Source organism: Moritella sp. (genome assembly GCF_013215705.1).
Taxonomy (GTDB): Bacteria; Pseudomonadota; Gammaproteobacteria; order Enterobacterales; family Moritellaceae; genus Moritella.
Genome location: NZ_JABSQR010000007.1, coordinates 80979 through 100530 on the forward strand (window position 1 = coordinate 80979; position 19552 = coordinate 100530).

At 42.7% G+C, this 19552-nt stretch carries 16 protein-coding genes; 10 read left to right on the forward strand and 6 right to left on the reverse strand.

Features of this window, described 5'->3' with window-relative positions; translation table 11 throughout:
• The first annotated feature begins 330 nt into the window (after nt 1-330).
• Entirely contained in the window at nt 331-2475 is a 2145-nt protein-coding gene (locus HRT96_RS04930) for an MFS transporter (protein ID WP_293153054.1), read from the forward strand.
• Nucleotides 2476-2600: 125 nt separating this feature from the next.
• On the opposite strand, the gene nhaD is transcribed toward HRT96_RS04930, so the two are convergent.
• The gene (nhaD, locus tag HRT96_RS04935; protein WP_293153057.1) at nt 2601-4040 is read right to left on the reverse strand and encodes a sodium:proton antiporter NhaD; all 1440 of its coding nucleotides are present in this window, start codon (nt 4038-4040) and stop codon (nt 2601-2603) included.
• A 303-nt stretch (nt 4041-4343) separates the two neighbouring features.
• On the opposite strand from nhaD, the gene HRT96_RS04940 reads away from it, so the two are divergent.
• Nucleotides 4344-5606, forward strand: a complete 1263-nt coding sequence (locus HRT96_RS04940) for a mechanosensitive ion channel family protein (protein WP_293153060.1) — start codon at nt 4344-4346, stop codon at nt 5604-5606.
• Nucleotides 5607-5823: 217 nt separating this feature from the next.
• Nucleotides 5824-8313, forward strand: coding sequence for a cache domain-containing protein (locus tag HRT96_RS04945; protein ID WP_293153063.1), 2490 nt, complete (start codon nt 5824-5826; stop codon nt 8311-8313).
• Between the two features lie 99 nt (nt 8314-8412).
• Here HRT96_RS04945 and rluB read toward each other — a convergent pair whose 3' ends face one another.
• From rluB to HRT96_RS04970, 5 genes are all read right to left on the reverse strand, one after another.
• Nucleotides 8413-9420 carry a 23S rRNA pseudouridine(2605) synthase RluB gene (rluB, locus tag HRT96_RS04950; RefSeq protein WP_293153066.1) on the reverse strand — a complete coding sequence of 336 codons (1008 nt, stop codon included), beginning with the start codon at nt 9418-9420 and terminating at the stop codon, nt 8413-8415.
• Between the two features lie 79 nt (nt 9421-9499).
• Nucleotides 9500-10078 (reverse strand): SMC-Scp complex subunit ScpB, encoded by a 579-nt coding sequence (gene scpB / locus HRT96_RS04955; protein WP_293153069.1) that lies wholly within the window; start codon nt 10076-10078, stop codon nt 9500-9502.
• Nucleotides 10079-10080: 2 nt separating this feature from the next.
• Entirely contained in the window at nt 10081-10866 is a 786-nt protein-coding gene (locus HRT96_RS04960; RefSeq protein WP_293153072.1) for a ScpA family protein, read from the reverse strand.
• Nucleotides 10867-10869: 3 nt separating this feature from the next.
• Nucleotides 10870-11490 (reverse strand): L-threonylcarbamoyladenylate synthase, encoded by a 621-nt coding sequence (locus tag HRT96_RS04965; protein WP_293153075.1) that lies wholly within the window; start codon nt 11488-11490, stop codon nt 10870-10872.
• Between the two features lie 100 nt (nt 11491-11590).
• Nucleotides 11591-12457 (reverse strand): PHP domain-containing protein, encoded by an 867-nt coding sequence (locus HRT96_RS04970; RefSeq protein ID WP_293153078.1) that lies wholly within the window; start codon nt 12455-12457, stop codon nt 11591-11593.
• A 148-nt stretch (nt 12458-12605) separates the two neighbouring features.
• On the opposite strand from HRT96_RS04970, the gene HRT96_RS04975 reads away from it, so the two are divergent.
• Genes HRT96_RS04975 through trpA form a run of 7 tightly spaced genes read left to right on the forward strand, consistent with a single transcriptional unit; the run spans nt 12606 to nt 19542 of the window.
• Nucleotides 12606-12827, forward strand: coding sequence for a hypothetical protein (locus HRT96_RS04975; RefSeq protein WP_293136855.1), 222 nt, complete (start codon nt 12606-12608; stop codon nt 12825-12827).
• Nucleotides 12802-14433 (forward strand): anthranilate synthase component 1, encoded by a 1632-nt coding sequence (locus HRT96_RS04980; RefSeq protein WP_293153081.1) that lies wholly within the window; start codon nt 12802-12804, stop codon nt 14431-14433. Before HRT96_RS04975 ends, HRT96_RS04980 begins: the two co-directional genes overlap by 26 nt.
• Nucleotides 14434-14443: 10 nt before the next feature.
• The gene (locus HRT96_RS04985) at nt 14444-15049 is read left to right on the forward strand and encodes an aminodeoxychorismate/anthranilate synthase component II (RefSeq protein ID WP_293136851.1); all 606 of its coding nucleotides are present in this window, start codon (nt 14444-14446) and stop codon (nt 15047-15049) included.
• Between the two features lie 3 nt (nt 15050-15052).
• Nucleotides 15053-16108: an anthranilate phosphoribosyltransferase gene (trpD, locus tag HRT96_RS04990; RefSeq protein WP_293153084.1), complete on the forward strand. Its 1056-nt coding sequence runs from the start codon at nt 15053-15055 to the stop codon at nt 16106-16108.
• Nucleotides 16109-16145: 37 nt separating this feature from the next.
• Nucleotides 16146-17534, forward strand: a complete 1389-nt coding sequence (gene trpCF / locus HRT96_RS04995; RefSeq protein ID WP_293153087.1) for a bifunctional indole-3-glycerol-phosphate synthase TrpC/phosphoribosylanthranilate isomerase TrpF — start codon at nt 16146-16148, stop codon at nt 17532-17534.
• 11 nt (nt 17535-17545) lie between these two features.
• On the forward strand, nt 17546-18736 hold the full coding sequence (gene trpB / locus HRT96_RS05000) for a tryptophan synthase subunit beta (RefSeq protein WP_293153090.1): 1191 nt from the start codon (nt 17546-17548) through the stop codon (nt 18734-18736).
• Nucleotides 18736-19542, forward strand: a complete 807-nt coding sequence (gene trpA, locus HRT96_RS05005) for a tryptophan synthase subunit alpha (protein ID WP_293153093.1) — start codon at nt 18736-18738, stop codon at nt 19540-19542. Before trpB ends, trpA begins: the two co-directional genes overlap by 1 nt.
• Nucleotides 19543-19552: the final 10 nt, after the last annotated feature.

The window sequence follows — 19552 nt, forward strand, 5'->3', positions numbered from 1 at the left end:
CCTTTAATCGTCATCATGTTTAATCTTTAAGGTATGTGGCTCATTAGTTCGAATATGCTGTTGATACCATGGTAAATCTTCATTGCCTGCTCATCAGCCACTCTTCAAAATAATGATAAATTAACATGATGATTAAGCTGAAATAACTTAGCTATGAAACAACCAAACTAATTTGGCACTTTAGCGTTAAGTGAGTATTGGTCACCTCTATATACGACTATATCAATACAAAAACGTAATCTGATGCCATCATTTGTTAGTTATATGTTATAAAGCTTACAGGAATTATTAATAAACAATTTTAGATTAAATAAAGAAGAGAATACGCCTGTGGTCACAACCCTTAAACCTTTCATATTACTGCTCATTAGTGGCTTCTTGCTCATGCTTGGTTATGGTTTGAGTAATATCCTATTGCCTGTACGCATGCAAAGTAACGGTATCAGCGTCGATAACATAGGTATTATCTTATCTATGCTGTCAGTGGGCTTCTTACTGGGTGCTATCTATAGTCGCAGGCTATTACAACGGGTTGGTCACATTCGCATATTTGCCATGTGCGGTAGCTTAACCTCGGTGGCTATCTTACTTTCTGGCCTGTATCCAGAGCCATTAATGTTAGCCGCTATGCGCATGCTGACTGGGTTTTGCATCGCCTGTGCCAACGCCACGCTCGATAGCTGGTTAAGTCATAGCGCCACAGAGGAAAGCCGTGGAAAAATATTATCAATTAACCAGATGGTGATTATGTCTGCGTTATTCTCTGGGCAGTTTTTGTTAAACGTGGCCCCCGTCACCGATGTCACCTTGTTTGTTATCTCCGGTATTCTATTTAGTCTTTCTATTACCCCTATGGTGATCAGCAAGCATCAAGCGCCACAGATTGAAGACAGCCAGTCCATGTCCTTAATGACCATTATAAAACTGTCACCGCTCGGGGTTATCTGTTGTTTTTATGGCGGCTTTCTGTATGCCGGTTTAGTCAACATGCTGCCTATTTTTGCCAGTGATAATGGGATTCAAGATTTCAGTTTATCTATATTTATGGGGGCATCTATCTTTGGTGCCATAGTTTTTCAATATCCAATAGCCTATTTGTCCGACCGCTTTGACCGTCGTAAAACCATGTTATGTATGGTATTAGCCATTGCTGCATTGTCTTTATTAGTGCCGCAACTGATTAGTTCATCACAATTTAATCTCAGCTTATTAACGATTTCTGTCGTGATGGGGCTAACCGCTTGCCTCTACCCAATGAGCATGTCAGAAACCTTCGATAAAGTATTAAAAGAACAGATCCTCGCGGCAATGGGCTCGTTATTACTCATTTATGCACTGGGTAGTATTCTGGGACCCAATCTCGCGTCAATCGCCATGAATATGTTTGGCAGTGCCGCATTATTTTCATTTATTAGCATAACGGCCATGACGTTACTGGCTTTGATCATTGGTAATATGTTCAAGCAGACAGCATTACCGCGCGATGAACAAGAAAACTTCATCATGCAAACCCCATCGGGCGTGGCATCAGAACTGGATCCTCGTACTCAGTATGCTCAGCCTTCTTTTGAACAAACAACAGAAGTTGAAGTGGCTATTAGTTTGGCCGCTAACAATCCCGCTGCCGCCGTAAACATGGCTAAAACTTTAGCCATGCGCGACCCTAATGATGCCTCAAACTTAGCCGCGGCACTAAGTACCATTGACGAAATTGATATTAGCCGTCTATACCGTGCGATCACAGCAGCCGCACCAGAGATGAGTATTCATATTGCCGAAGCATTAACCAATGCCTCGCCAGAACAGGCTGAGGAATTAGTCGACTGGATCACCACCGAGCGTCCTGATCAATTTACTGATATTATTGTTGCCATCGCTAACTCAATGCCAGACAACGGTATTGATATGATGGAAATTGCCGCTGAAAACATGGTTGACGATCATCAAGACGAATTGCTCGAAATGACCGACCAGTACATGATAAATCTGTCTGATTCATTAGATGATATGCGTCCTGTCGATCGTACCGCAGCGGCTTCTGAACAAACGGCAACAGAGCTATATAACCGTTTAACCGATATCTCTCCTACCCAGTCCGCCGACTTCGCTTTGGCAGTATCAGAAGCCTTACCAGAGTCATCCAATGTGGTCGCGGAAGCCTACGTCAGTAACCTCATTGAAAGTGAAGAAGCAACACCGGGTGATGCGACTGCGAACATTGAAAGTGCGGTTAATGATTATGTGAGTCAACTAGCAGAAAGTATCCCTGAATATGCCGTCGATATTGCCAGTACTATGATTGACTCAGTCCCCGATATCGCCTCTGACATGGTCGAGATCTTACAATGTTCTGACGTATTCGATGACAGCGAATTGAGTATGTCGATCAAGGATAAACCAGAGCATGATGCGCTAGAAGAACAATTGCAATATGCCGTACAGACGCAAGCAGATGAGATTGATAAGAATAGTTAATATATGCAATAGGAAGATAAATAGAAAATCTGAATATCAAAGACAAATAAAAAACAGAACTAACCTACAAGTATGGGGTTAGTTCTGTTTATCAATCACAGGTTGATTTGTTTATTCATTACAAATTAAAACAACGCGTCATTCAGCCATAGATGGCAAATAATCGAAGCGATGTAACCCAGTGCAATCACTGGCGCCCAACGTAAGTGCCCTGCAAAAGTGTACATTCCACGCGCTTGGCCCATCAGTGCCACACCAGCAGCAGAACCGATAGACAGTAAACTACCGCCCACACCCGCTGTTAACGTCACTAATAACCATTGCCCCAGTGACATATCAGGCTCCATGCTTAATACCGCAAACATCACCGGAATATTATCAACAACCGCCGATAACAGACCGATTGTAACGTTGGCAACCGTGGTATCCCACGTGCCGTACATGATGCCAGAAGCCAGACTGAGATAACCCATAAAGCCTAAACCACCCACACACATGATCACGCCGTAGAAGAATAACAAGGTATCCCATTCGGCTTTAGCAACCTTGTTGAAAACATCAAATGGCACCACACCACCGAGCTGTTCTAAGGTTTTTTCATCATTCGCTAATTCGGCTTTCGCACGTTTCCGCTCTAACGAGATTGGCAGCGTTTTACGCAAGAAGTATCCGAAGAATTGCAGATAACCCAGACCTGTCATCATACCCAGTACTGGTGGCATGTGTAACACGCTGTGTGCAGCAACAGCTGATGCAACAGTCAGTAGGAATAACAACACAATACGCTTCGCACCACGCTTGGTATATACGATTTCTTGTACACCAGATAACTTGGCATTTTTAGGAATGAAGAACGTCATGATCGTAGCAGGTACAATGAAGTTAACCACAGATGGTAAGAATAACGCAGCGAATTCGTTAAATTCGACCATGCCCTTTTGCCATACCATTAGCGTTGTAATATCACCAAATGGACTGAACGCACCACCCGCATTCGCGGCAACAACGATATTAATACAAGCAAGGTTAATAAACTTTTTATCTTCCCCTGCAACTTTCATTACCACCGCGCACATAAGCAAAGCCGTGGTTAAGTTATCGGCAATCGGCGAAATAAAGAATGCGAGAATACCGGTTAGCCAAAATAAGCCTCTAAGATCAAGACCTTTACCTAACATCCAGCTACGTAATGCATCAAATAACTGACGTTCTTCCATCGCATTGATGTAAGTCATCGCAACCAGTAAGAACAGCAATAGTTCGGCATACTCTAACAGGTTATGCCTAAATGCAGCCTCAGCTATATCTGACATGCCTAAGCTAGCATAGTGCCAACCAATGAGGGCCCAAATAATACCCGCCGCCACCAGCACAGGTTTTGATTTTCGTAAATGTAAGTGCTCTTCTGCCATTACCAGCAAGTATGCGCAAGTAAAGATAATTACAGAAAAATAGCCTATTCTGGACGTAGTGAGATCAACGATTTCCCCACCGCCACCTGATGCAAACGCAAACGTTGCAGGTGCCAATCCAAACAAGATAACTAAAATAAGCTTCATTGCCATGTTATGTGCCTTCCCTCTCCAAATGATAAAAACCTGTGTAATGTATGTTAAATAATTGTTTTATGCTATTAGCAAAATCAATTTTGGTGAAATAATTACAATTTGTATGTTCTTTATCTACGAGCCATTAACTCAGAATTTACGACTAAAACCTTGTCAGTAAATGAATATTTCAGGTTGAAATTAAATAAAAATCGAGATAAGCACTTGATAAAAAACAATCTATTGCCTACCATCGAGTAACTCTGAACACTAAATATTAACGTCACTTACCGCCGCTCGGCACTAGCAAGGATATCCAAATTGGATCAAGAATTAAGGTTAATCATTTCCCAGTGGCTCGCTGATAGCGATACATTAAACAAAGCTGATTCAAACACTTATAACTTAATACTGGTTGTTCTATGTTTGAGCTTGGCTGCCGCCTCATACTTGTTGGTTAAACGTATTGTCATTAAAGCCATGAAGCTGATGTCGGTGCGATCTAAAGTAACTTGGGATGATACCTTCGTCGCTCACGGCGTATTAGAGAAGTTTGCCTTGTTAGTGCCGCTATGGGTCATTGATATTCTATTACCACTGTTTACAGTACTGTCCCCCTTTATTACCGAAGTCTTCGGTCGTCTGCTTAGCGCGCTGTTAGTGATCTTATTTGTCCGCGCAGTTTATGCGGTACTGAATGCCATTGCTGAAATAACAGACAAGCATACGGCAACACAGCGATTACCGATCACCAGCTTTCTGCAATTAATTAAATTATTTTTATTTTTTGTGACAGCCATTATTACCATCTCAATTTTGTCCAACCAATCGCCTCTCTACTTCTTAAGTGGTCTTGGTGTCGCGACTGGTTTCATCATGCTGATATTCAAGGATACCATTTTGGGTTTTGTCGCTGGTATTCAATTAGCCACCAATCAGATGGTGACCAAAGGTGATTGGATCCAAATGGATAAATACGGGGCTGATGGTACTGTTGAGGAAGTCTCATTGACGACAGTGAAAGTGCGTAACTTTGATAAAACCATTACCATGTTGCCTGCCTATGCTTTAGTGTCTGACGCCTTCAAAAACTGGCGTGGCATGAGTGAATCGGGCGGCCGCCGTATCAAACGAAGCCTGTTTATTGATATTCAAAGCATCGGTTTTTTAACCAAAGATGAGTTACAACGTCTTAGTAATATTCATTTATTGAAAAACTATCTTGCAGACAAAAGCTTTGATATCAATACTTTCAATCTCGATTTCAATGAAAATGAGCAAGCAGTAAACAGCCGTGGTTTGACCAATATAGGTACATTTCGTGCTTATTTATTAGTGTATTTACAGCAGCATCCAAAAGTACGTAAAGACATGACACTATTGGTCAGACAATTAGCACCAACAACACAAGGCATGCCAATCGAGATCTATATTTTTACCGAGGAAATTCGCTGGGCGTTTTATGAAGACATACAAGCCGATATCTTTGACCATATCTTCTCGGTATTACCGGCATTTGGTTTGCAGGCTTTTCAGCAACCAAGTGGCAATGATGTGCAAGCGCTACGTCATAAGCAATCTTAATAGCGAATACCTAAATAATTGATACATCTGAGTTGCTCCTACGTCCAAACATTTTAACGTGAGATTAAGCCCAACCAAAAATTGTTTTAAATAAATCAGCCTGTCCTAGCCAAAAAATAGTAGTTTCTGGTTTTATTAAACCAGAAACCTTTCTTTTGTTAGCTGTTTTTATTATATTGCTAAACTCTAATAATCAACCGTAAGCTATTCAATACAAATGACTCATGATCTAAAGATACTGCGGTTAATAAAAGTAATCCCCCCTATTATTGTCATTATCTTCGCTATCTTGGTTAACGTGATTATTATTAGCAATAATCAAGCGACACTAAAAGATGATATAAAAACACTTCGCCAAGATTTTATAAAAACAGAAAAAGAGTTAGTAAAGTTTCAGGTTCAGCAGCTTGTTCAAGACATAAATTACGAAAAAAACAGTACTAGAGCCTTATTAAAAAAAGACATTAAAGCCCGTGTGTATCAGGCCCACCGTATTGCCACGACTATTTATGAAGCAAATAAACATAAATCCGAAGTCCAAGTCACCAAATTAATTACCGACGCTTTGAGAAGTATTCGTTTTAATCAAGGACGTGGTTATTATTTCATTTATAAAACCAATGGTCTTAATGTCATGCACTCGACACTGCCTGTAATCGAGGGAACTTCAAAGTGGGATTATCAGGATATAAAGGGGAACTACGTTGTCCGAGACATGGGACAGTTAGCGAAAAGTAAGGGCGAAGGTTTCTCCCGATGGTGGTTTGAAAAACCACAGAACAAAAATAAAGATTTTGAAAAAATTGGTTTTAGTAAACATTTTTCACCTTATGATTGGTTCATCGGTACAGGTGAATATGTGATAGATGTAGAAAATGACATTAAACAACGTCTATTACAGCGAATATCCAATATAAGTTATGGCACCAATCGTTATATTTTTGTTATCGATTATCAAGGTAACTATTTATCTCATAATCCAAAAGACCTAAAAAGATATAATAACAATAATAATCACAGCCTTGCTGTAATGCAGAATATTGTATTCGTGGCTAAGCAGGGGGAGGACTACCTACATTATACCAGTTCAGAGATGCCGAGCACCGCTCAACCCACTGATAAAATTAGCTATATAGTGGGGTTGCCAGACTGGGAATGGGCAATTGGCTCAGGGGTCTATATTAGCGACATTGAAAATTACCTTACCACACGTGAAAAAGCGATTAGCCAACAACATCAGGATCAGTTATCCGAAATTTTATGGCTAAGTTTATTCGTCACCTTGTTTTTTGTTACCTTGTCGCTTTTCTTAGCTAATTATTTAGGCCGTCGTTTTGCCTTGTACGAAAACCAAATTAGCACCGATTTTTCTGAGTTAAATAAAGTTAAAGAGCAATTGCAATATCAAGCATTACACGATTCGTTGACGAAACTACCAAACCGAATATTACTCGATATTAAAATAGAACAAGGCATTGCTCTTTCAAATAAAAACAATAAAAAATTAGCCATCATGTTTGTCGACCTCGATGATTTTAAGAAAATAAATGACCTTTATGGGCATTCTGTTGGTGATGAGTTACTCGCGACACTCGGCACTATATTCAATCAGATGTTATCTGCAGGAGATAGTGTTGCTCGTTTTGGTGGCGACGAATTTATTTTTTGTTTCCCAGAACTAGAAAATTTAGCCGATGCGGAGAGAAAAGCCAAGCATATATCAGAGATCTTCAAACAACACTTTGTTATTAATGGTAAATCAATTTACTCAAGTTGCAGTATCGGTGTTGCTATGTATCCAGATGATGGTCATGTTGCCGAGCAACTAATTAGTAAGGCTGATATCGTGCTGTATAAATCAAAATTACAACAAAAGGGCCACTTTTTATTTTTTAATGACACTATCAATACCCAAGTACAACGGGATCTATTACTCGAATCTGAATTACATTTAGCGATAGCGAAGAATGAATTAGACGTGCTTTATCAACCACAAATTGATGCTGCAACAGGACAGATTTACGGCGTTGAAGCATTAGTACGTTGGTACAATACCAAACTGGGACATGTTTCACCTGTGGAGTTTATTCAAGTAGCTGAAGATGTGGGTATAATCAACGACATCGGTAACTTTGTCATTAAAAAATCGTTACAGGATATTTTACAGTTTAATAATCGCAGCAATACTCAATTGCACCTATCCATTAATATTTCACCTAAGCAATTGATGGAACCCGATTTTGTCAGCAATGTTATTAATCTCACTAATGAAATGGCCGTTGATAACCGCCTCATTACGTTAGAGATCACAGAAAACGTGCTGATTAACGATTTAGCTAAAGTACAGCCCGTTTTGCAATCTATCCGCAACAGTGGGATGAAGTTGTCACTTGATGACTTTGGTACTGGCTACTCATCATTAAGCTACTTGAGCAACCTGCCAATCGATGAAATAAAAATTGATCGTTCATTTATTGATAAATTACTGACCAATGACCAAAGTGAGTCGTTAGTAAAAACAATCATCGCCATTGGTCAATTCTGTGATTTAACGGTGATCGCCGAAGGGGTTGAAACAAAAGAGCAGTATGACCATCTTCGTCATTATCGCTGTGACTTGGTTCAAGGCTATTATTTTGACCGACCACTTTCGTTGGCGGCTCTCATTTCAAGTTATCAAACGAGTCGAATTAGTCATGAGGCATAAAAAAACGCGCTAGCCCTGTATCAATCAGATAACAAGGTTAGCGCGTTAGCAGTAAAGTTTATTCTGTTATAACCAAAGCGTTGTGCTTAAAACGTGTAATTAGATACGAGTACGTTTTTTCGCTTTAGGGCCGCGCTGCTGTTTAGCTGGGCCTTTCTTACCTCTATGGAGCGGGATACCAGAACCTGTAGGCTTAGTACGACTTTTACCACGCGATTCAGTGGTTTCTTCGATTTCTTTACCCAATCGACCGCTTCTCGTCGGCTTTTGACGTGCGTCATTGTTTTTCAATGAACGACGGATACGACCTTGACGAATACGTGTCTCTTTACGCTCTAAGCTACGCGCGGTTGTTTCTGGTGGTAATGAAACCAGGGTACGTAAATAGTTAATTTCTTCAAGTGCTAACTCTGACCAACCGCCACGTGGTAAACGGCGATCAAGTACTAAAGAACCATAACGGATACGGATAAGACGGCTTACCTGAATACCTTGAGATTCCCATAAACGACGTACTTCACGGTTACGACCTTCACTCAATAATACATTGTACCATTGGTTAAGACCTTCGCCGCCAGTTCCCTCTGCAACACCTTTAATCTTTTGGAATTTGGCAGGACCATCTTCTAATTCAACACCCATACGCAGGTTTTGAATTATTTTTGGCGTTACTTCACCAAAGATACGACAAGAGTATTCACGCTCTACTTCGTGACTAGGGTGCATTAGACGGTTTGCTAGCTCACCATCTGTAGTAAAGAGCAATAGACCCGATGTATTGATATCAAGACGACCAATCGCGATCCAACGACCACTCTTAAGTGGCGGTAGACGATCAAATACAGTCTTACGACCTTCTGGATCTTTACGCGTACATAACTCACCTTCAGGTTTATGGTATGCAAGAATACGACATACAGCGTCTTCTTCCTTGACCACACTTACCGGATTACCGTCGAGACGTATTTTATCCACTTCTTCAACACGGCTACCTAATGTAACCATTTCACCATTAACGCTGACACGGCCTTCTGCGATCACAGCTTCCATCTCACGACGGGAACCTAAACCAGCACGTGCTAGTACTTTCTGTAGCTTTTCACTCATCAGTTTTCCTAAATATTAAGTTACGATCTTATTTCGCAATTATAAAATGTTGTATGTATTCGATATCTAACAATATTCTTTAAATATCTAACAATGTTTCTTCGTCCATGGCGGCTAATTTAGCCAATAACGCTTCGTCCAATGGGGGTAACTCTTGGATACTTTTAATACCAAAGTAATCCAAGAATTGGGTCGTTGTCGCATACAAAGCCGGTCTACCCGGTACTTCTTTGCGGCCAATTACTTTGATCCATTCACGCTCTTCAAGCGAATGGATCGTTTGGCTGCTCACCGCGACCCCACGAACTGCTTCAATATCACCCCGACTCACGGGTTGACGATAAGCAATCAATGCTAATGTTTCTAATGTCGCGCGCGAATATTTCGCCGGTTTATCTTGCAACATACGCTGCAACCAAGGCGTTAAATAGGAACGCGCTTGAAAGCGATAACCACTGGCAACTTCTACCAGTTCGATACCTTTATCATGGTAATCCGCGCTTATTTCGGCAATATAGGCGGTCACTTGCTGACGGCTTAAATCTTCGTCGGCAAGCACATCACGGCATAAAGCCGCTAATGATAACGGTTTCTTGGCAACAAAAATAGCTGCTTCAATAATCTGTTTATAAGGTGTTGTATTCACACTCTGATCCATACTTATTCGGCTAAACTTAAGTATATCTCACCCAAAGGATTATTCTGGATAAGGCTAATTAAAGACTCTTTAAGTAACTCAAGGATCGCCAGAAAACTCACCACAATACCGCGTCGACCTTCTTTAGGATCGAGCACTTGATGGAAGGTTCGCACTTTACCATCTTGCAGTAATGCCAATATATGGGTCATCTTTTCACGCGTGGTTAATACTTCACGTTGGATCTGATGATGCTCGAAGTGTTCTGCTTTCTTGAGCAATTTTTGCAGATTATACGCCAAGTCTCGCAGAGATACTTCAGCTAATAACGGTGTAGTAGTAATATTTTCTGGCAGCTGTGCGTTTGCAACAAAAATATCGCGCTGGATCCTTGGATGCTGGTCCAAATCTTCTGCCGCATTCTTAAATATTTCGTATTCTTGTAACTGTCTGATCAGCACTAAACGTGGATCGTCGAGTTCTTCTTCTGCCACCACTAATTTAGGTAGTAGCAAACGCGACTTGATTTCCGCGAGCAAGGCAGCCATCACCAAATACTCACCGGCAAGTTCAATTTTCAACGTAGTCATTAGATCCACGTATTCCATGTATTGCGCAGTAATTTGTTGCATCGGTAACTGCAGAATATCGAGTTTTTGCTTTTTAATTAAATACAGTAATAAATCTAATGGTCCTTCAAATGCGTCTAAGAATACACTCAGCGCATCTGGCGGAATAAACAAATCCTTGGGAACTTTACGTAATAACTCGCCATTAACCTTGGCAATCGCAGCGCTAGACTCTACCACGGGTTACACGAAAGAAGATGCATCACCAGCACCTTGACGAAGAATAACGGCATCACCTTCCGAATAATCCACAACCGTTGTTACTTGCTCACCTAAGTAGCCGCCATTGATAATCAGCTCGACTTGGTTTTCAAGTTGGTCTCGGATCGCTTCAGGATCAAACTCTGCACCTTCGTTACCCGGTAAAATTAACGACGTCGACATCATAGGTTCACCGAGTGCATCTAATAATGCTAACGCAATGGTGTTATCAGGCACACGAATACCGATGGTTTTACGCTTCGGATTCATTAAACGACGTGGTACTTCTTTGGTGCCTTTAAAAATAAACGTAAATGGACCTGGGGTATTATTTTTAAGCGCACGGTAAGCCTGGTTCTCAACACGTGCGTATAACGACAGTTCTGATAAATCACGGCACAACAAGGTAAAATTATGATCTTTATCTAACTTACGGATCTTACAAATACGCTCTAATGCGTTTTTGTCACCAATATGACAACCTAGCGCATAGCCAGAATCGGTTGGATAAATGATCACGCCACCATCACGTAAAATAGCAACGGCCTGACTGATTAAACGCGCTTGCGGATTATCAGGATGCACGTAAAAAAATTGACTCATAATAATGATTCCTTAACTGTTTAATGACCCTTGCTGATGCCGCTAACTATTATTTAGTCATGCTAACTCATGCCGGGTTAGCTTGAGTTCCTCGCACTACTTAAGCACTTTGCTCGACAGTAGAGACTGGTTTAGCATCAGGCCAAGACGACCACACAGGGGTACAATCTTTGGGGATATATAAATTGCGGCCTAACTCAGTCCAGCTGCTTGGTCGATGAAAATCAGAACCAACAGACCCAGCTAAATTATAATCGCGACCATAACTGGCCAACAGGGTGCGCTCGGTAATGCCTTGTTGTGGCTGTCCCACTTCGAGGGCATCACCACCCGCTTCTTCGAAGGCCGCTAATAATCTTTTAATCCATTTAGTCGACAGTTTATACTGCAGCGGATGAGCCAGTACAGCTTGCCCACCAGATTGATGTATTATTTCTATCGTTTGCTCAATTGTTGCCCAGTTGGGTGGCACGTAACCAGTTTTCCCCTTAGCTAAGAAACGTTTAAATACATTTTGGAAGGTATTCTCAACGCCTTGCTCAACCAAATATTGAGCAAAGTGACTACGCGTGATACTGGCATCGCCAGCAAGCGCTTTAGCGCCTTCATAGGCACCAAAAATACGCGCTTTAGCTAAACGATTACCCATTTCAACCGCGCGCTCTTCGCGTTTATGGCGCTGTTCAGCTAAGAATGCCTGCAACATAGGGTTCGCGAGGTCAACATTCAAGCCAACGACATGAATTTCATGGTTTTGCCAGTTAGTTGAAACTTCAACACCATTGATCAGAGTAATAGGCAATCCATGTGCGGCAATCGTATCATGGGCTTCTTGTAAGCCATTAGTGGTATCGTGATCGGTAATAGCGAACACATCAACACGATGTTCAACCGCGCGCTGGACTAATTCAGCTGGACTTAAAGAGCCGTCAGAGGCTGTGGTATGAGAATGTAGATCGTAAATCATAAAATAGAGTATATCCAGCGATAAAAAGTCAGAAAAGGCAAAATAGGGCCCCATTATAAGTTTTATTTAACAATTTCACACAAAAATTAATAAATGTATTGACAGTAATAGCCCTAACCGCCTAAGTTTAACCTACTTAGATAACTTTATGGCTCAGACGCAATGCAAAATATTACAAACCAAACAATCAGTTGGTGGTGGCACATCCCTCTCTAAACGGGCATGTGATTTTGTGATATCTGCAGTAAATGTAAATCTACAAAAAATAACAAACATTAAAGCCCGTTTCATTGAAACGGGCTTTTTTATTGGAAATTTAGACACTCTAAAGCAAGGAAAGTGCGATGACGCAACTATTAGCGCCAGGTAAATTACATTCGATTCAGCAAGATTGTCCTCACATTGACGATCCCCTTGCGTTTTATCGCCACATGTATCGCCCCAGTGGTAACAGCTTATTATTAGAATCGGCGGATATAGTCACCAAGACCGCTCTGCAAAGTTTAATCTTGCTTGATGCCGCCGTTAAGATAACCTGTTGTGGCCGCACGGTTGAATTTACCGCATTAACCCTGAACGGCGAAAACCTGCTGCCTTTCTTAGCCGATGAGTTTAAAGCTCAACTTGGCGGTGATGCGATCACCGCTCTGAGTCATCACAAATTAGCATTAACCTTCGCGCCGACTGACGACAGCTTGGATGAAGATTCACGTTTACAGTCATCATCACCATTCGATGCCCTGCGGACCATTATCAACCGCGTCATTCCAGAAACACCGTTTCATGAAGCGCTATTTTTAGGCGGCTGCTTTGCCTATGACATGATTGCCAGCGTTGAAGAATTACCCAGTGTGCCAGATGGCGCTAATATCTGTCCTGATTTTGTATTCTATATTGCCGAAACCTTAATTGTGATTGATCGTCAAACCCAACAATCAAAATTAATCGGTAGTGTCTTTGGTGGCGAGCACTTTGCCACTGCACTTAACCAAACCCAAGCGAAATTAGCCCGTATCCAAACGGAGTGCACGACAGTCTTAACGGCAACGCCAGAGTCTAAAGCAGTTGAGTTAACGTTAAACGTTGATATTAGCGACAGTGAGTTCTGTGCCACGGTTGAAGATTTAAAAGACTACATCCGTAACGGTGACATTTTCCAAGTGGTACCGTCACGTTGCTTTAGCTTACCCTGTCCAGATTCGTTAGCCGCTTATGCCAAACTAAAACAAACTAACGCCAGTCCGTATATGTTCTACCTGAACGATTCTGACTTTGTATTATTTGGTGCATCACCAGAAAGTGCATTAAAATATGATGCGCAAACCAATGATGTAGAAATTTATCCGATTGCCGGGACTCGCCGCCGTGGTTTCCGCGCTGATGGTTCAATTTGCCCCGACTTAGATGGCCGTATCGAATTAGAACTACGCCAAGACAAGAAAGAAACGGCCGAACACATCATGCTGGTTGATTTAGCCCGTAATGACGTAGCCCGTATTAGTCAGCCAGGTACACGTTATGTGGCTAACCTATTAAACGTAGATCGTTATAGCTACGTGATGCACTTAGTGTCTCGCGTAAAAGGAAAACTACGCAATGATCTTGATGCCCTACATGCATACCAAGCGTGCATGAACATGGGGACGTTAGTTGGCGCACCGAAGATCCGCGCCGCTGAACTGGTTCGTCAAGTAGAACAACAACGCCGTGGTAGTTATGGCGGTGCAGTTGGTTACCTGACTGGTGATGGCACCATGGATACCTGTATTGTTATTCGCTCTGCATTTGTTAAAGATGGCACTGCGTATGTACAAGCTGGTGCGGGTGTGGTTTACGACTCAAACCCACAAGCCGAAGCCGAAGAAACCCGCAGTAAAGCAGCCGCGGTATTAAACGCAGTTGCCCTCGCACAAGGTTCATCATTAGCTGCCATCATGAAGGCAGAAGCTAACTCAACAACTAACAACGCTAAGTAACGGAGGCAACATGAGCAACACTTTATTTTTATTAGACAACTTTGACTCTTTTACTTACAACCTGGTGGATCAATTCCGCAGTCTCGGTCATGAGGTTAAAATTTACCGTAATAGCATCAGTGCACAAGCGATTAAACAGCAAATAGACCAATGTGAGAACAACCCCGTGGTGGTACTTTCACCGGGCCCTGGTAATCCATCTGAAGCGGGTTGCTTGTTGGAGCTTATCCGCTTGTGTCGCGGTCAATATCCTATGATTGGCATTTGCTTAGGGCATCAAGCACTGGTACAACAGTATGGTGGCACCGTTGGCCGTGCAGAAGAGATCATGCACGGTAAAGCCTCATCGATTAACCATGATGGTCAGTTGATGTTTGCCGGTTTAAGTCAGCCGTTAGTTGTGGCCCGTTATCATTCATTAGTGGCAACAGAAGTACCAAGCGGCTTAACCGTTAATGCCGAATTTAACGGTATGCCAATGGCAATTATTCAACCAGAAGATAAAGTAATTGGTTTTCAATTTCATCCAGAATCAATATTAACCAGTGAAGGCGCTGAGCTGTTAAAAAATACCCTAGCATGGGCAACAGCATCAGTAACCAGCCCTAAGGAGTAGGTCATGGCAGCATCAAACATCGTATCGGAAAACACGGCACCAGCAACAATCACCGTTATTCTAGAAAAGTTATACGCAAACCAAGTACTCACGCTTGAAGAATCAGAAACCGTGTTTACGGCAGTGGTACGAGGTGAAATGGACCCTATCGTACTTTCGTCAGTGTTAACTGCATTAAAAATACGTGGTGAACAGCCAGACGAGATTGCGGGTGCCGCGCAAGCGTTATTGGCCGCAGCAACACCTTTCCCGGCAATAGACGAACTGCATGCCGACTGCTGTGGGACCGGTGGCGATAACATGAATACCATTAACATCTCAACAACAGCTGCGTTTGTCGCGGCTGCTTGCGGATTGAAAATGACGAAACATGGTAACCGCAGCGTATCCAGTCAATCAGGCTCGTCAGATTTATTGGAAGCGTTTGGCATTAATTTAACCCAAACCCCAGAACAAGCAAAAGCCTGCCTGGATGAATTGGGCATTTGCTTTTTATTCGCGCCGCAATACCACGCCGGTATTCGCCATGCGATGCCTGTGCGCCAAGCCCTGAAAACCCGCACCATCTTTAATGTGCTCGGCCCACTGCTAAATCCAACGCGTCCACAAGTACAGTTAATGGGTGTATATGATGAATGTTTAATTCGCCCAATCGCCGAAACCATGGATAAGCTTGGAGTGCGCCGTGCGTTAGTCGTGCACGGCAGTGGTTTAGATGAAGTCGCCCTACACGGTGAAACCAACGTTGCCGAATTAAATAATGGCATGATCACTGAGTACACCTTAAGCCCTGCCGATTTTGGTGTGCAGCGTTATGACGTGGCCGAACTACGTGGTGGTAATGCCGCAGAAAACAAAGTCATTATCGAACGCTTATTATCAGGTCACGGCAGCGACGCACAAAAAGCCGCAGTGGCAATCAACGTATCGGCATTGTTGGTGGTGGCTGAAATAGCCACAGACTTCAAACAGGGTACTGAATTAGCCATGGCGGCAATTGATGATGGCCGTGCATTAGCCCTAATCCACCAGCTAGCAGCAAAAAGTCAGCAAGTTTAGTCTTGCTCTTAGTCTTAACAACAGGAAGGAAGCATACATGTTAACGCAAGAGTTACAGCAAACTATTCTCGGTAATATTGTTAACGATAAAGTGACTTGGGTTGCCGCGCGCAAAATCAGCCAACCATTAGCGAGTTTTATTGCTGATCTAACACCGACAGATCGTGACTTTTATGCCGCGTTATCGGGTAAACCAACCAAGTTTATTCTGGAATGTAAAAAAGCATCACCATCCAAAGGACTCATTCGCCCAGAATTTGATTTAGAGTTAATTGCTGGTGTCTATAAAAACTATGCGGCAGCAGTCTCTGTATTAACCGATAAGAAATACTTCCAAGGTGACTTTGACTACATCACTACAGTACGTAATATCGTGACACAACCGGTGATCTGCAAAGACTTTATCATTGACGAATACCAAATTTACTTAGCCCGTTTATACCAAGCCGATGCAACGCTGTTAATGTTATCGGTACTGGATGACGCAGAATATATTGCCTTAGCTAAAGTAGCTCACAGCTTAAACATGGGCGTACTTACCGAAGTCAGTAATGAGGCAGAATTAGTCCGTGCCATTGCGCTAGATGCAAAAGTGATCGGCATTAATAACCGTGACCTACGCGACTTATCCATTGACTTAAACCGTACTAAGAAAATTGCCCCAAAGATCCCAAGTGATCGTATCATCATTTCAGAATCGGGCATCTACAATAACCAACAAGTCCGTGATTTAGCCAACTACGCAAATGGCTTCCTGGTCGGCAGTTCATTAATGTCGCAAGACAACGTCGATTTAGCTTGCCGCCGATTGATTTTAGGTGACAATAAAGTCTGTGGCCTTACCCGTCCAGAAGATGCAAAAGTAGTGTATGAACAAGGCGCTATTTATGGCGGACTAATCTTTGCACCAACATCACCACGTTGTGTTAACGTAACAACAGCGCAACAGGTCATTGCAGCTGCACCGCTGGCTTACGTGGGTGTATTTGTGAATGAACAAGCAACAGTCGTGGCTCAGCTGGCTAATCACTTAGGTTTAGCCGCGGTACAATTACACGGCAGCGAAGATGCAAGCTACATTGCAATATTAAAAACCTTACTCAATAACGACATACAAATTTGGAAAGCGCACGGGGTTAGCAAACAAGCACCCGATTTAAGTCTGGCCAAGGTTGATCGTCATTTAGTTGATAGTAAGGTAGCGGGACAATCAGGTGGCACAGGACAGACATTTGATTGGTCGTTATTAACACCTGAAGATTGCAGTCAAATCATGTTGGCCGGCGGATTAACCCCTGACAACGTGCAAGACGCGGCGAAACTCGGTTGCTTAGGACTGGATCTAAACTCAGGATTAGAATCAGCACCCGGTATTAAAGATACAAACAAAATTATCGCGGCATTTAGCGCGCTTAGACATTATTAAAGGAACTTATCATGGCAAAACTTAATGCCTTTTTTGGCGAATTTGGCGGCCAATACGTATCGCAGATCTTAATACCTGCATTAGATGAATTAGAAGATGCATTTATCGATTCACAAAATGATCCGGCCTTCGAAGCAGAGTTTCAGAAACTGTTAAATGAATACGCAGGTCGTCCAACACCATTGACGCTATGCCGTAACATTACTAAAGGTTCAAAAACTAAGATCTACCTAAAACGTGAAGATCTACTTCACGGTGGCGCGCACAAAACCAACCAAGTATTGGGTCAAGCATTACTGGCTAAACGCATGGGTAAAACCGAGGTCATCGCAGAAACAGGCGCAGGCCAACACGGTACTGCATCTGCGCTAGCCTGTGCGTTACTGGGTCTAAAATGTCGCATCTACATGGGTGTAAAAGACATGGAACGCCAAAAGCCCAACGTATTCCGCATGAAGTTAATGGGTGCAGAAGTCATTCCCGTTGATTCTGGCGCAGGCACATTAAAAGATGCCTGTAACGAAGCATTACGCGACTGGTCTGCTAACTACGAAAATGCCCATTACCTACTCGGTACAGCGGCAGGTCCTCACCCATTCCCAACGATTGTGCGTGAATTCCAAAAAATGATCGGTGAAGAAGCCAAACAACAGATCTTAAAAGCAGAAGGTCGTTTACCTGATGCTGTGATTGCCTGTGTAGGCGGCGGTTCAAATGCCATTGGTATATTCAATGACTTCATCGAAGAAGAAGGGGTCAAACTGTACGGTGTTGAGCCTGCAGGTAAAGGCATTGCCACTGGTCAGCATGGCGCGCCGATTGCCGAAGGTACTAACGGGATCTTCTTTGGTATGCACTCATTATTAATGCAAGATAACTATGGTCAGATCCAAGAATCATATTCAGTATCAGCTGGTTTGGATTTCCCATCAGTGGGTCCACAACATGCGCATCTATATACCACTGGCCGTGCAGAGTACCCGTCAGTAACCGATGATGAAGCATTAGCCGCATTCCAGTTATTATCATCTAAAGAAGGCATTATCCCGGCGTTAGAATCATCACATGCATTAGCGTATGCACTACAGATGATGGAACAGGATATGGACAAAGAACAAATTTTAGTAGTGAACTTATCAGGTCGTGGTGATAAAGATATCTTTACCGTTGCCGATATTCTTGAAGGTAAAGGAGCATTATAATGGGACGTTATCAACAAACTTTTGCTGCACTTGCAGCAAAAAATGAAGGCGCTTTTGTACCTTTCGTCACAATCGGCGATCCAAACCGCGAGCAATCAATGGCGATCATCGAAACGCTCATTGCAGCAGGTGCTGACGCGTTAGAACTGGGCATTCCATTCTCGGATCCGGTGGCTGATGGCCCAACGATCCAAAAAGCCACATCACGCGCATTAAACGTGGGGATCAACCCAGATATCTGTTTTGAAATGCTCACCGAAATCCGTGCAAAATACCCACAAATACCCATTGGTTTATTACTGTATGCCAACCTAGTTTACGGTAACGGTACCGATAAGTTTATGGCCAAAGCGGCCGCGGCCGGGGTTGACTCATTACTGATTGCCGACGTGCCAGTACAATACGGTCAACAATTTAAAGACGCTGGCGATAAAGTCGGTATCGAAAGTATCTACATCGCACCGCCAAATGCCGATGACGCGACACTGCTACAGGTAGCAGAGCAAGGGTCTGGTTATACCTACCTACTTAGCCGCGCAGGTGTAACAGGTACCGAAACCAAAGCAGGAATGCCAATCGGCCCATTGTTAGATAAACTAAAATCATTTAATGCCGCGCCTTGTCTGCTGGGTTTTGGTATTTCATCACCTGAACAAGTGAAACAAGCTATCGCAGCAGGTGCTGCGGGTGCAATTTCAGGTTCAGCCATTGTTAATATCATTGAAAAAAACCTTGATAATAATGCAAAAATGCTGCAAGAACTGGCTGAGTTTGCCACGCCAATGAAAGCAGCTACGCGCAAATAACTGCATATTA

Bases quoted from the DNA above. Each gene is read 5' to 3' on its own strand.
- nhaD (WP_293153057.1), bottom strand. From the start codon at position 4,040: ATGGCAATGAAGCTTATTTTAGTTATCTTGTTTGGATTGGCACCTGCA.
- HRT96_RS04945 (WP_293153063.1), top strand. From the start codon at position 5,824: ATGACTCATGATCTAAAGATACTGCGGTTAATAAAAGTAATCCCCCCT.
- rluB (WP_293153066.1), bottom strand. From the start codon at position 9,420: ATGAGTGAAAAGCTACAGAAAGTACTAGCACGTGCTGGTTTAGGTTCC.
- scpB (WP_293153069.1), bottom strand. From the start codon at position 10,078: ATGGATCAGAGTGTGAATACAACACCTTATAAACAGATTATTGAAGCA.
- HRT96_RS04965 (WP_293153075.1), bottom strand. From the start codon at position 11,490: ATGAGTCAATTTTTTTACGTGCATCCTGATAATCCGCAAGCGCGTTTA.
- HRT96_RS04970 (WP_293153078.1), bottom strand. From the start codon at position 12,457: ATGATTTACGATCTACATTCTCATACCACAGCCTCTGACGGCTCTTTA.
- HRT96_RS04975 (WP_293136855.1), top strand. From the start codon at position 12,606: ATGGCTCAGACGCAATGCAAAATATTACAAACCAAACAATCAGTTGGT.
- HRT96_RS04980 (WP_293153081.1), top strand. From the start codon at position 12,802: ATGACGCAACTATTAGCGCCAGGTAAATTACATTCGATTCAGCAAGAT.
- HRT96_RS04985 (WP_293136851.1), top strand. From the start codon at position 14,444: ATGAGCAACACTTTATTTTTATTAGACAACTTTGACTCTTTTACTTAC.
- trpD (WP_293153084.1), top strand. From the start codon at position 15,053: ATGGCAGCATCAAACATCGTATCGGAAAACACGGCACCAGCAACAATC.
- trpCF (WP_293153087.1), top strand. From the start codon at position 16,146: ATGTTAACGCAAGAGTTACAGCAAACTATTCTCGGTAATATTGTTAAC.
- trpB (WP_293153090.1), top strand. From the start codon at position 17,546: ATGGCAAAACTTAATGCCTTTTTTGGCGAATTTGGCGGCCAATACGTA.
- trpA (WP_293153093.1), top strand. From the start codon at position 18,736: ATGGGACGTTATCAACAAACTTTTGCTGCACTTGCAGCAAAAAATGAA.